Source organism: Streptomyces sp. NPDC054975 (assembly GCF_053609105.1).
Map to the genome: position 1 here is coordinate 33,841 of NZ_JBSGWV010000015.1, position 14,240 is coordinate 48,080.

Annotated in this window: 9 protein-coding genes; 3 read left to right on the top strand and 6 right to left on the bottom strand. The window is 68.3% G+C overall.

The genetic code is table 11. From position 1 onward, the window contains the following. Positions 1-30: 30 nt before the first annotated feature. The gene (locus ACWF79_RS16470) at positions 31-2,343 is read right to left on the bottom strand and encodes a DUF6049 family protein (protein ID WP_453728790.1); all 2,313 of its coding nucleotides are present in this window, start codon (positions 2,341-2,343) and stop codon (positions 31-33) included. 182 nt (positions 2,344-2,525) lie between these two features. Between ACWF79_RS16470 and ACWF79_RS16475 the strand changes: the two genes are divergently transcribed. Further along, a complete protein-coding gene (locus tag ACWF79_RS16475) occupies positions 2,526-3,968 on the top strand; it encodes a CCA tRNA nucleotidyltransferase (RefSeq protein ID WP_453728791.1) in 1,443 nt (480 codons plus the stop codon). 74 nt (positions 3,969-4,042) lie between these two features. On the opposite strand, the gene ACWF79_RS16480 is transcribed toward ACWF79_RS16475, so the two are convergent. The 3 genes from ACWF79_RS16480 to ACWF79_RS16490 form a co-directional block, all read right to left on the bottom strand. Beyond that, positions 4,043-5,302, bottom strand: a complete 1,260-nt coding sequence (locus ACWF79_RS16480; protein ID WP_453728792.1) for an MFS transporter — start codon at positions 5,300-5,302, stop codon at positions 4,043-4,045. Positions 5,303-5,379: 77 nt separating this feature from the next. Beyond that, the gene (locus ACWF79_RS16485) at positions 5,380-6,462 is read right to left on the bottom strand and encodes an inositol-3-phosphate synthase (RefSeq protein ID WP_453728793.1); all 1,083 of its coding nucleotides are present in this window, start codon (positions 6,460-6,462) and stop codon (positions 5,380-5,382) included. Between the two features lie 48 nt (positions 6,463-6,510). Continuing rightward, complete coding sequence (locus ACWF79_RS16490) at positions 6,511-7,200, bottom strand: helix-turn-helix transcriptional regulator (protein ID WP_453728794.1); 690 nt, start codon at positions 7,198-7,200, stop codon at positions 6,511-6,513. Positions 7,201-7,568: 368 nt separating this feature from the next. Between ACWF79_RS16490 and ACWF79_RS16495 the strand changes: the two genes are divergently transcribed. Next, the gene (locus ACWF79_RS16495) at positions 7,569-10,295 is read left to right on the top strand and encodes a transglycosylase domain-containing protein (protein WP_453728795.1); all 2,727 of its coding nucleotides are present in this window, start codon (positions 7,569-7,571) and stop codon (positions 10,293-10,295) included. Positions 10,296-10,419: 124 nt separating this feature from the next. Further along, positions 10,420-11,949 (top strand): glycosyltransferase family 87 protein, encoded by a 1,530-nt coding sequence (locus ACWF79_RS16500; RefSeq protein WP_453728796.1) that lies wholly within the window; start codon positions 10,420-10,422, stop codon positions 11,947-11,949. On the opposite strand, the gene ACWF79_RS16505 is transcribed toward ACWF79_RS16500, so the two are convergent. Beyond that, on the bottom strand, positions 11,946-12,977 hold the full coding sequence (locus ACWF79_RS16505; protein ID WP_453728797.1) for an alanine racemase: 1,032 nt from the start codon (positions 12,975-12,977) through the stop codon (positions 11,946-11,948). The two genes, ACWF79_RS16500 and ACWF79_RS16505, sit on opposite strands and share 4 nt — an antisense overlap. A gap of 97 nt (positions 12,978-13,074) precedes the next feature. Continuing rightward, positions 13,075-14,193 carry a lipid II:glycine glycyltransferase FemX gene (locus tag ACWF79_RS16510; protein ID WP_453728798.1) on the bottom strand — a complete coding sequence of 373 codons (1,119 nt, stop codon included), beginning with the start codon at positions 14,191-14,193 and terminating at the stop codon, positions 13,075-13,077. Positions 14,194-14,240 lie beyond the last annotated feature (47 nt).

Consider the following 14,240-nt stretch of genomic DNA (forward strand, 5'->3'; position numbering starts at 1 on the left):
TCGTCCCCGGCCGACCGGCCACGACATCGCTCAACGGTCCACTTTCTCACCCGGGCCGGACGGGTCGCCGCTTTCGTGGGCGGTGTCCGGTGTCGGGTCACTCGGCTGCTCGGGATCGGCCTCCTCCGGGGCCTCCGCTTCGGCGTCCTCCAGAGCATCCGCTTCGGCGTTCCGGCCGGCCGCGCGCTTGCGCTGGGTGTACATCCGCGCTCCGGCAAGGACCAGGAGCAGCACGCCGCCGGCGATGACGAGCATCACGGTCGGGGTGATCTCGGAGACCTTCACGGTGAAGTGCATCGGCTGTCCGTACGGCGTGCCGTCCTTGGTGAACAGCTGGGCCGTCATCGGCACCGGACCGTTGGCGTTGGCCGAGGCCTCGAACTTCACGGACTGGCTGTGTCCGGCGCCGATCTTGACCGGGAGTTCGGCGACCGGGGCACCGTCGTTGAGCTTCAGTCGGGTCTTGTTCTCGGACGTCAGCCTGAGGACGAGGTCGTCCACGCCCTGGAGCAGCTTGTTCTGGACGGTCACCGGGATGGTGGCGCTACGGCCGGAGAGCGTGAGGTCCGACTTCTCGACCAGCTGTACCTCGCGGGTGAGGTTCTTGAGGTACTCATGCACGGTGATCCGGTACAGAGAGGCCGCAGGAGCCTGGCCGCGCCAGGACGTGGACATCTCCCGGCTGATCGCGTTGCCGAAGGGCGTCACCACACGGTCGGGCTGGGTGAGGATGACCTTGAAGTCGTCCAGATCCGCACGGGTGTCCTTCATGTCGCGGAAGGCCTCGACCGGAAGTTCCTGCTTGCGCAGCTGCTGCGGATAGCGGGAAGCGCTCGGCACTGTGGTGCTGGCGTCCGGGTCGGGCTTCACCGAGGCGGCCGCGATCAGATCGAGGGGCTCCGTCCAGCGTCGGCTCGACAGTCCGCGCAGCGCCGTCGCCATGGTCTGCGCCTGCGACGTCGTCGGCATCCGCTGGGGGGCGACCACGACGCTGCGCTGCTGGTCGGGCTGTTCCAGGGTGACCGCGAGCGAGTGGGCCAGGAACTCCTGGACGGCGAGGGTGGAGTTCCCCGCGGGCAGCATGTCGCCCTCGAAGGCCGTCGAGAGGTAGGCGTCACTGACGACGGCGGTGGTCCCGCCGCCGATCGGGCGAGCCGCCGTCGGGGTGTACGGGAGGTCGTCCTGGAAGCTGTCGCTGCGGGCGATCACCTTGTGGGCACCGGCCGAGGTCGCGACATCCATGATCGAGGGGTCGACGGCCCCGTCCACGGGCCAGGAGAAGTCGGTGGACGGCTTCACATGGAGGATGGTCTCCACGGTCGACCCGGCCAGCTCCGTCGCCGGCTGGAGGTGACTCAGCGAGCCGGGGACGTCCTTGCCGCGGTGGGCGAGCGAGGCGATGTCCGGATCGGCGAACGGCAGCGCGACGACCTTGCGTCCCACGACGGCCCTCTGCAGCGCGTCCAGCCACTGCTTGGCGACGGCCTGACGCCTCCCGGGGACCGTGCCTGTGCCCTGCTTGACCTGGTAGCTCCGTGTCATGGCATCGACCGTGGCCAGCAGGTCCGGGTCGATCACCCAGGTGACGGGAAGCTCCTTGCCCAGCGTGACCATGTGGTCCAGGCGCCCGCCGGGCGCGAGCTCGGCCGCCAGATCGTCGTTCTCGAAGACCGGCGTCTGCTGGTCGTCGGTCCCGGTCTCGGCCGACACATGGGCCGAAGACATCAGCGGCCAGAGATAGGTGAGCTGGGTCTTCTTCTCCGTCGCCTCGGGCTGGTAGGGCAGGAAGGTCCGCTCGATCCCGAGCACGTGCTGCCCGGCCTGTGAGGAGGTCTGACCGGAGAGGGAAACACCCACCTGGTAGACGCCCTCGTCGTCGAGGCCCAGCTTGTCGACGGGGACGGCGAGCTTGAACTCCTGGCTGATCCCCGCCGCAAGCCGGGGGATCTTGACCGTGTAGCCGCCACCGAGGGGAGCGGGGTCGCTCCCAGGCCGGTAGCCGGTCCGGCCCGAGACCTGCTCGATCTCACTCCGGCTCGTCATCCGAGGGCCGACCCTGACGTCCACCGTGGCATCGGTCACGGTCTGCTTGCTCTCGTTGGTCACTGTTCCGGAGAGCGTGACCGTGTCACCCTCCACCGGCGCGCTCGGTGCGAGCGTGTCGAGAGACACATCGACGGTGCGTGAGCCGGTCGCGTCTTCGGCGGCGATGGCCGACGGAGCCACGGCGCCCTGGAGGAGCCCCGCAATCAGCGGCGCTCCGGCAACGAGAGACGCCGTCCGCCGCAGCCACCGGCGGGCAGGTGAGGGAAGGGTCCCCTGGATGTCTGCCGCCTCGGCCACGCGTTCGCCCGTCCTCGTCGTATCAGTGGTGTCGGTGGTTCCCCGTTGCTGTGTCCACGCATGGTAACGAGGCACGCCGGGGGCAAGTGCCGGGGACTGCTCCAGCCGATGGGGACAGGGGGGTCGCTCCAGGGGGAAAACGGTGACGCTGCCCTGGGCCGGGGCACGTACCCTTTTCTGTTGTGCCGAACGCCAACGAAGACACCCCGACTGCACTGAGCCACGTGCAACGCCGCGCGGTCAGTGAACTACTGCGCGTATCCCCTGTCGCCGACGACCTCGCCGTCCGATTCCAGGAGGCAGGGTTCAGCCTCGCGCTGGTCGGTGGCTCGGTGCGGGACGCGTTGCTCGGACGGCTCGGCAATGATCTCGACTTCACGACCGATGCCCGACCGGAGGACGTCCTCAAGATCGTCCGCCCGTGGGCCGACGCGGTCTGGGAGGTCGGGATCGCCTTCGGCACGGTCGGCTGCCAGAAGAGCGGTTACCAGATCGAGGTGACCACGTACCGCTCCGAGGCGTACGACCGCACCTCGCGCAAGCCCGAGGTCTCCTACGGCGACTCCATCGAAGAGGACCTCGTCCGGCGTGACTTCACTGTCAACGCCATGGCCGTGTCCCTGCCGGAGAAGGAGTTCGTCGACCCGCACGGCGGCCTGGACGACCTCGCCGCGCGGGTGCTGCGCACCCCCGGAACGCCGGAGGAGTCGTTCTCGGACGACCCCCTGCGCATGATGCGCGCCGCCCGCTTCGCGGCCCAGCTCGACTTCGAGGTGGCCCCCGAGGTCGTCACGGCGATGACGGAGATGGCCGAACGTCTGGAGATCGTCTCCGCGGAGCGGGTCCGTGACGAGCTCAACAAGCTGCTGCTCTCCGCCCACCCTCGCAAGGGACTGGGCCTGCTCGTCGACACCGGCCTCGCCGCGTACGTGCTGCCGGAGCTGCCGGCCCTTCGGCTGGAGAGCGACGAGCACCACCGGCACAAGGACGTCTACGAGCACTCCCTGACCGTCCTCGACCAGGCGATCGACCTGGAGGAGGACGGGCCCGACCTGGTGCTGCGCCTTGCCGCGCTGCTGCACGACATCGGCAAGCCGCGCACCCGCCGCTTCGAGAAGGACGGCCGTGTCTCGTTCCACCACCATGAGGTGGTCGGCGCGAAGATGACCAAGAAGCGCATGACGGCCCTGAAGTACTCGAACGACATGATCAAGGACGTCTCGCGTCTGGTGGAGCTGCACCTGCGCTTCCACGGATACGGGACCGGTGAGTGGACCGACTCCGCCGTCCGTCGCTATGTCCGTGACGCGGGCCCTCTCCTCACGCGGCTCCACAAGCTGACACGCTCGGACTGCACGACGCGGAACAAGCGCAAGGCCGGAGCTCTCTCGCGCGCCTACGACGGCCTGGAAGAGCGGATCGCGCAGCTCCAGGAGCAGGAGGAGCTGGACTCGATCCGGCCCGACCTGGATGGCAACCAGATCCAGGAGATCCTCGGCATCCGTCCCGGGCCGGCTGTTGGGCAGGCGTACAAGTACCTGCTGGAGCTGCGCCTGGAGAATGGGCCTATGGAACACGAGGCGGCCGTCGCGGCGCTCAAGGAGTGGTGGGCGACCCAGGGCTGAGTCGGGGCGGTCGATGTTTCACGTGAAACATCGACGAGGCCGCGTCAGGGAGGGGTGATGTTTCACGTGAAACATCACCCCTCTTGCCGTCGGCGACCCAGCATCAGGGCGATCGCGGCGTACATCACGGCGACCATGACCACGACGGGGATGGACCGGCCGTCGGGTGGCAGCATCAGCGCCGCGACCGCGGCCGCGCCCACGAAGGCGACGTTGAAGAGCGTGTCGTAGAGGGCGAAGACCCGTCCGCGATAGGTGTCGTCCACGTACATCTGGACGACCGTGTCGGTCGCGATCTTGGCGCCCTGGGTGACGAGCCCGAGGAGGAAGGCCGCGATCAGCAGAGGTGTCTGCGCGAAGGGCAGCCCTAGTGCCGGCTCCAGAATGGCTGCCGAGGCCGCGCAGGCGGTCATCCAGCCGAACGGACCGAGCCGTCCGATCGCCCAGGGGGACACGAGGGCGGCAATGAAGAACCCGGCCCCAGAGGTGGCGACGGCGAGCCCCAGCAGCGCGAGCCCCTCGGACTCCGTGGAACTCAAGGCATAGCGGCAGAGCATCAGCACCGTCACTGTGAGCGCCCCGTAGCAGAAGCGCATCAGCGTCACCGCTGCCAGCGCGCGAGCCGCAGGCCGCCGTTCGGCCAGATGGCGCAGTCCGGCCATGAGCCCGCGTGCCGTGGAGGCAAGGGCGGCGCCCAGTCGGGGCTGCGCCACCTCGAGGTCGGGGCCCAGGAGCTCGCGGGGCATCCGCAGGGAGGCCAGTGCCGAGCAGAGATAGAGGAGAGCGCCGAACAGGACGACCGCCGCGTCGGAGTCCTCGGAGAGAAGCCGGATCCCGAAGGCCAGACCGCCACCCGCCGTCGCGGCCACGGTGCCGGCGGTCGGGGACAGGGAGTTGGCGACGACCAGCCGCTCGGCGTCCACGACCCGGGGCAGCGCGGCCGAGAGTCCGGCGAGGACGAAGCGGTTGACAGCCGTCACCGACAGGGCGGAGGCGTAGAAGAGCCAGTCGGGCACGGAGGCCAGCATCAGGACGGCGGTACCGCAGGCGAGGAGGGCCCGGAGCAGGTTGCCGTAGAGGAAGACCTGGCGGCGCTGCCAGCGGTCAAGCAGTACTCCGGCGAAGGGCCCGATCATGGAGTACGGAAGGAGCAGCACGGCCATGGCGGAGGCGATGGCCGCGGCCGAGGTCTCCTTCTCGGGCGAGAAGACGACGTACGTGGCCAGCGCCACCTGGTAGACGCCGTCGGCGCACTGGGAGAGCAGGCGGACGGTGAGGAGACGGCGGAAGTTCGTCAGGCGCAGGAGTACGCGCAGATCACGTACGACGGGCATGGCAGCAAGACTCACATACGAAGAGGGCCCCCGGGCGAAAGACCGGGGACCCTCGATCGACGAAGTGGATCAGCGCTTTAGCGCTCGACCTCGCCCTTGATGAACTTCTCGACGTTGGCGAAGGCCTCGTCGTCGAAGTACTGCACCGGCGGGGACTTCATGAAGTACGAGGACGCGGAGAGGATCGGGCCACCGATGCCGCGGTCCTTGGCGATCTTCGCGGCGCGCAGCGCGTCGATGATGACACCGGCCGAGTTCGGGGAGTCCCAGACCTCGAGCTTGTACTCCAGGTTCAGCGGAACGTCGCCGAAGGCGCGGCCCTCAAGGCGGACGTACGCCCACTTGCGGTCGTCCAGCCACGCCACGTAGTCCGACGGACCGATGTGGACGTTCTTCTCGCCCAGCTCGCGGTCGGGGATCTGCGAGGTGACGGCCTGGGTCTTCGAGATCTTCTTCGACTCGAGGCGGTCGCGCTCGAGCATGTTCTTGAAGTCCATGTTGCCGCCGACGTTGAGCTGCATGGTGCGCTCAAGCCGGACGCCGCGGTCCTCGAACAGCTTCGCCATCACGCGGTGCGTGATGGTGGCGCCGACCTGGGACTTGATGTCGTCACCGACGATCGGGACACCGGCCTCGGTGAACTTGTCCGCCCACTCCTTGGTGCCGGCGATGAAGACCGGGAGGGCGTTGACGAAGGCGACCTTGGCGTCGATGGCGCACTGGGCGTAGAACTTCGCGGCCTCCTCGGAGCCCACGGGCAGGTAGCAGACGAGCACGTCGACCTGCTTGTCCTTGAGGACCTGCACGACGTCGACGGGGGTCTCGGCGGACTCCTCGATCGTCATGCGGTAGTACTTGCCGAGCCCGTCCAGGGTGTGGCCGCGCTGGACCGTGACGCCCGTGTTCGGGACGTCGCAGATCTTGATGGTGTTGTTCTCGCTGGCGCCGATGGCGTCCGAGAGGTCGAGGCCGACCTTCTTGGCGTCGACGTCGAAGGCGGCGACGAACTCGACGTCACCGACGTGGTAGTCGCCGAACTGGACGTGCATCAGGCCGGGCACCTTGGACGCCGGGTCGGCGTCCTTGTAGTACTCGACGCCCTGCACCAGCGAGGCGGCGCAGTTGCCCACGCCGACGATGGCTACGCGAACCGAACCCATTCCGGTTGCTCCCTGTGTGATCGTGGAAGCCCTGCGGGATGCAGGGATTCACTTGGCGGTGTCGTCGGACGGATCCGGCCGGGTACTGCCCCCGTGCCGGGGCAGGCCGCCCGTTTCTCCAGATTCGTTGTCCTGCTGAGCGGCGCCCTCAGGGGCGTCGGGGCCGGATCGCTGATCCCGTCCCGCCCGCTCGCTCTCGATGAGCTCGTTCAGCCAGCGCACTTCGCGCTCCACGGACTCCATTCCGTGACGCTGCAGCTCAAGGGTGTAGTCGTCGAGGCGTTCGCGCGTGCGGGCCAGAGAGGCGCGCATCTTCTCCAGGCGCTCCTCCAGCCGGCTGCGGCGGCCTTCCAGCACCCGCATCCGCACCTCGCGCTCGGTCTGGCCGAAGAAGGCGAAGCGGGCGGCGAAGTGCTCGTCCTCCCAGGTGTCCGGGCCGGTGTGGGAGAGGAGCTCTTCGAAGTGCTCCTTACCTTCGGCCGTCAACCGGTAGACGATCTTGGCTCGGCGTCCTGCGAGTGAAGCGGCGAGAGCGTCCTCGGGGGCGCTGCCCGGCTCTTCGATCAACCAGCCGCTGGCGACCAGCGTCTTGAGGCAGGGATAGAGGGTCCCGTAGCTGAAGGCCCGGAAGATGCCCAGCGAGGTGTTGAGCCGCTTCCGCAGCTCGTACCCGTGCATCGGGGCTTCACGGAGCAGGCCGAGGACGGCGAATTCGAGGATTCCCGAGCGTCTGCTCATCCGTCGCCCTCCTCTGCTTCGGGGTGCCTTATGCCGTGCTGATGTATCGACTCGATACATCCAGACGATAGAACGGCCGCACTGCTGCGACAAGTGGGGCCACAGTGACCGGCGTCACATCGTCAATTCACAGCGAGCGACTTGCCTGATTTGGGGTGAACTTCGACCCTAGGTGGGTTTTGGCCGTGCGTAGTCTTGCGGCATGCAGACCACCTGGAACCGAGCGACGCCGCAGGGCGTCAGTGATCTGGGTGATCGGCTGCGGTACGGAGGGGCCTTTGGTGAGGTCAGGCCGTGCGCATTTCGGGGGGACCGGAACTCAACTGCCGCTTCCAGGCGTACGCGCCTGCCCGAGGAGTAGTCGTTCGATGAGCGAGCATCGTCGCAAAATGCCGCAGTCGCAGCCGCCGAGTGGCGGCCGTGCGGCGGCCCGGCGCGCTGCCCAGCAGCCCATGGGCCGCCGGTCGGCTCAGGGACGGGATGTCAGCACCGGCTCCCCTTCGTCAGGGTACGGAGAAGAGGAGCGCCCCTACGGCGGGCGGGCCGAGGCTCGCCGTGCCGCCCAGCGCGGAAGCCGTCGGCGTGCGCCCGACGGCGGTGCGGGCGGACACGGCGGACACGGTGGTGGCCGGCGTGGTGGCGGGGGCGGCGGCCAGGGCGGCGGCCCGGGCCGCGGCCGTGGGGGTGGCCGCCCGCCGGGCAAGAAGCGGCTGATCGACTACCCGCGCCACGACAAGTACGGCTGGCGCCGCTGGGTGCCTTCCTGGAAGCTCGTCTCGGGGCTCTGCCTGGCCTTCCTCGGCCTCCTGATGGGCGCCGCGACGGTCGCGTACTCCCAGGTGACGATCCCCAAGGAGGACGAGGCCGCCAAGGCGCAGAACAACGTGTACTACTGGTCCGACGGAACCCAGATGGCCGCCACCGGTGGTGAGGTCAACCGGCAGATCATCGGAATCGCCAAGATTCCCATGGCCATGCAGGAAGCGGTGATGTCGGCGGAGAACAAGACGTTCCGCGAAGACTCCGGCATCGACCCGATGGGCATCGGCCGTGCCGTGTGGAACATGGCCAAGGGCGGTCAGACGCAGGGTGGCTCGACCATCACCCAGCAGTACGTGAAGAACAGCCTGCTCGCCGACCAGAGCCAGACCCTGTCCCGCAAGGTCAAGGAGCTGTTCATCTCCATCAAGGTCGGTGCCGAGATGGAGAAGCCCGACATCATGCAGGGCTACCTGAACACCGCGTACTACGGGCGCGGCGCCTACGGCATCCAGGCGGCGGCCCGGACGTACTTCGGCAAGGACGCCGAGGACCTCAACCCGAGCGAGTGCGCCTTCCTCGCCTCGCTTCTCAAGGGCGCGACCTACTACGACCCCGCCGGCTCCACCGAGATCGACCCCAAGGCGACACCGGCGGCGAATTTGCAGCGGGCCACGGAGCGCTGGCAGTGGATCCTCGACGAGATGGTCAAGGACGGCCACCTCACGTCGCAGGAGCGGGCGAAGTACCCGACCTTCCCGAAGGTGCAGCCGCCGAAGAAGAACGCCCAGCTGACCGGCCAGATCGGTTACCTGGTGAGCACGGCCAAGGCCAACTTCATCAACAACCATCCTGGGATGGACGAGAAGCAACTCGCTCAGGGTGGCTACGAGATCTTCACGACCTTCGACAAGAAGAAGGTCAAGGCGCTCGAGGACTCCGTCAAGAAGGTCTACGACGAGCACATCGATCCGAAGAAGCGGCCGAAGACCGACACCCACGTCCAGTTCGGCGGTGCCTCGGTCGACCCGAAGACCGGTGCGATCGTCGCCATCTACGGTGGCACCGACGCGACCAAGCACTTCACCAACAACGCCGACCAGACCGGTGCGCAGGTCGGATCGACGTTCAAGCCGTTCGTGCTGGCCGCGGCCATGGAGTACGGCGTACGGGACCCGAAGGAGGGTGAGGAGCAGGACGCCTCCACCCGGACGATCGTCGACCCGAACAAGAGCCGCTACTCCGGCAAGAACAAGCTGCGGATCAAGCGATACGACGGCTCGATCTGGGAGGACGAGAACGGCAAGGAGTGGCTGCAGGTCAACGACGACGACGCCGACTATGGCCCCATCAGCCTGCGCGAGGCGATGATCCGTTCGGCCAACTCGCCGTATGTACAGCTCGGTATGGACGTCGGCATCGACCAGGTCCGTGAGACGGCCGTAAAGGCCGGCTTGCGCAACAACTCGCTGGTCCAGGCCGACGTCCCGTCGTTCTCCCTCGGCATCTCCGACCCGAGCGCGATCCGGATGGCCGGCGCGTACGCGACCTTCGCGAACAACGGCGAGCGCAACGAGCCGTACTCCGTGAAGGAGGTGAGGGTGAAGGGCCAGCCCATCTACAAGTACAAGCCGCAGCCCAAGCGTGCCTTCTCCTCGGCCATCGCCAGCAACGTCACCGACGTTCTCCGCGATGTCGTCGAGCACCCGAAGGGCACCGGCCGGAAGGCCGCCATCCCGGGCCGCGACGTGGCAGGTAAGACCGGTACCACCGACGGCAACAACTCCGCCTGGTTCGTGGGATACACGCCGAACCTGTCGACCGCGATCGACATGTACCGCTTCGACGACGACGAGACGAAGCAGGGTCGCAAGTTCGAGTCGATGTTCGGCACCGGCGCCCAGCCCAAGATTCACGGTTCGTCGTTCCCCTCGCAGATCTGGAACGACTACATGACCGACGCGCTGAAGGGCATGAAGGTCGAGTCCTTCCCCGAGCCGGAGGACCTGGACGCCGAGCCCGTCTTCGGTGGTGGCGCCGTCAGCCCGACGCCGACCCCGACGGCCACCCCGTCGCAGACGCCGTCGGCGACCGTCACCCCCTCTCAGACGCCGTCGCGGACGCCCAGCGGCTCGCCGAGCTCGGGCAAGACGTGTGACGTGTGGGACTGGCCGTGCAACGACAACGGCGGTCAGAACGGTGGCCAGGACGGTGGGCAGGACGGCGGCCAGACCGGGACACCGACGGCACCGACGACACCGACATCACCGACACCCACGGACACAGGGAACACCGGGCGACCGGGCGGCGGAAACGGCTGGCTGGGCAGCGACTGAGCCACCCGCCGGACTCCGTCCGGCAAGGCCTTGAGGGCCGTCGTATCCGGCACGTACACACATGTACGGCGCCGGGTACGGCGGCCCTCACCGTTTCTCAGGGCCGTACGGCAGGATGTCCTCCATGCCGAGCCTCCACAAGACGGGTCCACAGCAGGACCGGCCGCAGGACCCCGCGATCGTGTGCCCCACCCGTCGCGACGAGGTCGCCGCGGCGGGCAGCGAACTGATCGGCGGGCCCATCGGCCGCCGGGCGCTGCTCGGCGGCGGGGCGATCACCCCGGTGCGGGTGATCGCGCTGGTGGCCATCGGGATGTTTGCGCTCGGCATGGTGCAGAAGATCCCCTGCTACGAGTGGGCCTGGTTCCGGGGCACGACGTCGCAGTACACCCACGCCTGCTACTCCGACATCCCGCACCTGTTCGTCGGACGCGGGTTCTCCGAGGGCCTGGTGCCGTACTTCGACCGGCTGAGCGGCGACATAGAGTTCCTGGAGTACCCGGTCCTGACCGGACTGTTCATGGAGGTCGCGTCCTGGCTCACGCCCGGTGGCGGCGACCTGGTGCACCGCGAGCAGATCTACTGGATGGTCAACGCGGGCATGCTGATGCTCTGCGCGGCCGTCATGGCCGTCTCCGTGGCCCGTACGCACCGCCGTCGGCCCTGGGACGCCCTCCTGGTCGCGCTGGCCCCCGCGTTCGCGCTCACGGCCACCATCAACTGGGACCTGCTGGCCGTGGCGCTGACCTCCGTCGCCGTACTGATGTGGTCACGCGGCCGTCCGCTCGCCTTCGGCACCCTGCTCGGTCTCGCGATCGCCGCCAAGTTCTATCCGTTCCTGATCCTCTGGCCGGTGCTCCTGCTGTGCTGGCGCGCGGGGCGCTGGCGGGAGTTCGGTACGGCGCTGATGGGCGCGGCCGGTGCGTGGCTCGTGGTGAACCTGCCGGTCATGCTGCTCGCGCCCGAGGGGTGGAAGCAGTTCTACACGTTCAACGAGGAACGGAACGTCGACTTCGGCTCGGTCTGGCTGCTGATCAGCCAGCGCTCCGGTGAGCAGATCACGCCCGGCAGCGCGAACACGTACACGATGCTGCTGATGCTGCTCGTCGGCGCGGGACTCGCTCTCCTGGCGCTGACGGCACCCCGCAGGCCCCGGTTCGTGCAGCTCGCGTTCCTGATGGTGGCCGCGTTCGTGCTGACCAACAAGGTGTACTCGCCGCAGTACGTGCTGTGGCTCATCCCCCTCGCCGCCCTCGCACGGCCGCGCTGGCGGGACTTCCTGATCTGGCAGGCGTGCGAGGTCATGTACTTCCTGGGCATCTGGACGTACCTGGCCTTCACGACCAGCGGCAACAAGCAGGGGCTGCCGACCGACGGCTACCACTTCGCGATCGTCCTGCACCTGCTCGGCACGCTGTACCTGTGCGCCATGGTCGTCCGCGACATTCTGGCGCCCGAGCGCGACGTGGTGCGGCAGGACGGCTCGGACGACCCCTCCGGAGGTGTCCTGGACGGTGCTGAGGACGTGTTCGTACGGGGCAGGGCGGCCCACCCCGCCCGGCACGCGGCCCCGGCCGTGGAGGGGCCGCGCGTGGAGTGGGGAGTCTCCAGGGTCCCGGCGGAAGGAGCTCCTGGGGCGAGGCTGGAGGCCTAGCGCTCGACGAGGCGGTCGAACTGCGTGGTGGTGTGCCGCAGGTGGGCCACCAGCTCGTCGCCGACCTTCGGCTCCTGGGCGTCGGCCGGCACGAAGAGGATCGACACCTGCATGTGCGGCGGCTCGGCGAACCAGCGCTGCTTGCCTGCCCAGACGAACGGCGAAAGGTTCCGGTTCACGGTCGCCAGACCGGCGCGGGCCACGCCCTTGGCACGCGGCATCACGCCGTGCATCGCCTTGGGGGCCTCCAGGCCCACGCCGTGCGACGTCCCGCCGGCGACGACCACCAGCCAGCCGTCGGAGGCGGCCTTCTGCTGGCGGTAGCCGAAACGGTCCCCCTTGGCGACGCGGGTGACGTCCAGGACGGAGCCCCGGTACTCGGTGGCCTCGTGGTCGCCGAGCCAGAGCCGGGTGCCGATCCGGGCGCGGAACCGGGTCTGCGGGAACTGCTGCTGGAGCCGCGCCTGCTCCTGCGCCCGCAGGTGGCTGACGAACAGGGTGTGCAGCGGCAGCCGGGCGGCCCGCAGCCGGTCCATCCAGCCGATGACCTCCTCGACCGCGTCGGTGCCGTCCGTGCGGTCCAGGGGCAGGTGCAGGGCGAAGCCCTCCAGCCGTACGTCCTCGATGGCGGCGTGCAGCCGTCCCAGGTCCTCCTCGAGGATGCCGTGGCGCTTCATCGAGCTCATGCACTCGATGACCACACGGGCGCCCACGAGGGCGTGTACGCCGTCCACGGACGACACGGAGCGGATCACACGGTCCGGCAGCGGCACCGGCTCCTCGCCACGCCGGAACGGGGTGAGGACGAGCAGGTCGCCGCCGAACCAGTCCTTGATCTTCGCGGCCTCGTACGTGGTGCCCACGGCCAGCATGTCCGAACCGAACCGCGAGGCCTCGTCGGCCAGCCGCTCGTGGCCGAAGCCGTAGCCGTTGCCCTTGCAGACCGGAATCAGGCCCGGGAACTGGTCGATCACGGTCTTCTGGTGCGCTCGCCAACGAGCGGTGTCGACGTAGAGGGAGAGCGCCATGGCCGGCCCGGAACCTTTCTGGTGGCTGCGGTGGATCAAAGGTGTGTACGAGACCTACGAGACTACGTACGAGGTTACGGGCGTCGGGCCCGGGCCGTCAGCGGCGCGACATGTAGATGTCGAGCGCCTTGTGCAGCAGCTTGTTGAGCGGGAAGTCCCACTCGCCGACGTACTCCACCGCCTCACCGCCCGTGCCGACCTTGAACTGGATGAGGCCGAAGAGGTGATCGGTCTCGTCGAGCGAGTCCGAGATGCCGCGCAGGTCGTAGACGGTCGCGCCCATCGCGTAGGCGTCGCGCAGCATCCGCCACTGCATCGCGTTCGAGGGCCGGACCTCGCGGCCGATGTTGTCGGAGGCTCCGTAGGAGTACCAGACGTGTCCGCCGACGACGAGCATGGTCGCGGCGGAGAGGTTCACACCGTTGTGGCGGGCGAAGTACAGCCGCATGCGGTTGGGGTCCTCGTTGTTGAGGACGGTCCACATGCGCTGGAAGTACGAGAGCGGGCGCGGACGGAAGTGGTCGCGGACGGCCGTGATCTCGTACAGACGCTGCCACTCGGCGAGGTCCTCGTAGCCGCCCTGGACGACCTCGACACCGGCCTTCTCGGCCTTCTTGATGTTGCGGCGCCACAGCTGGTTGAAGCCCTTGAGGACGTCGTCGAGCGAGCGGTTGGCCAGCGGCACCTGGAAGACGTAGCGGGGCTGGACGTCACCGAAGCCGGCGCCGCCGTCCTCACCCTGCTGCCAGCCCATCTTCCGCAGCCGGTCGGCGACTTCGAAGGCACGCGGCTCGATGTGCGTGGCCTCGACGTCCTTCAGACGCTTCACGTCGGGGTCCTGGATGCCGGACTTGATGGCGGCCGAGTCCCAGCGGCGGATGACGACCGGCGGGCCCATCTTCACGGAGAAGGCACCCTGCTGCTTGAGATGCGCGAGCATCGGCTGCAGCCAGTCGTCGAGGTTCGGGGCGTACCAGTTGATGACCGGGCCCTCGGGCAGGTAGGCCAGGTAGCGCTTGATCTTGGGCAGTTGGCGGTAGAGCACGAGCCCCGCGCCGACGAGTTCGCCGGACTTGTCGAACCATCCCAGGTTCTCCGAGCGCCACTCGGTCTTCACATCAGCCCACGCCGGGACCTGGCAGTGGCTCGCGGCGGGCTGGCTCTGGATGAATGCCAGATGCTGCTCACGGCTGATGGTCCTCAGGGTCAGGCTCATGCGGGGCGCTCCTCGGCAGGTGTGTCCCCATCGGTTCAGGGGCTCCG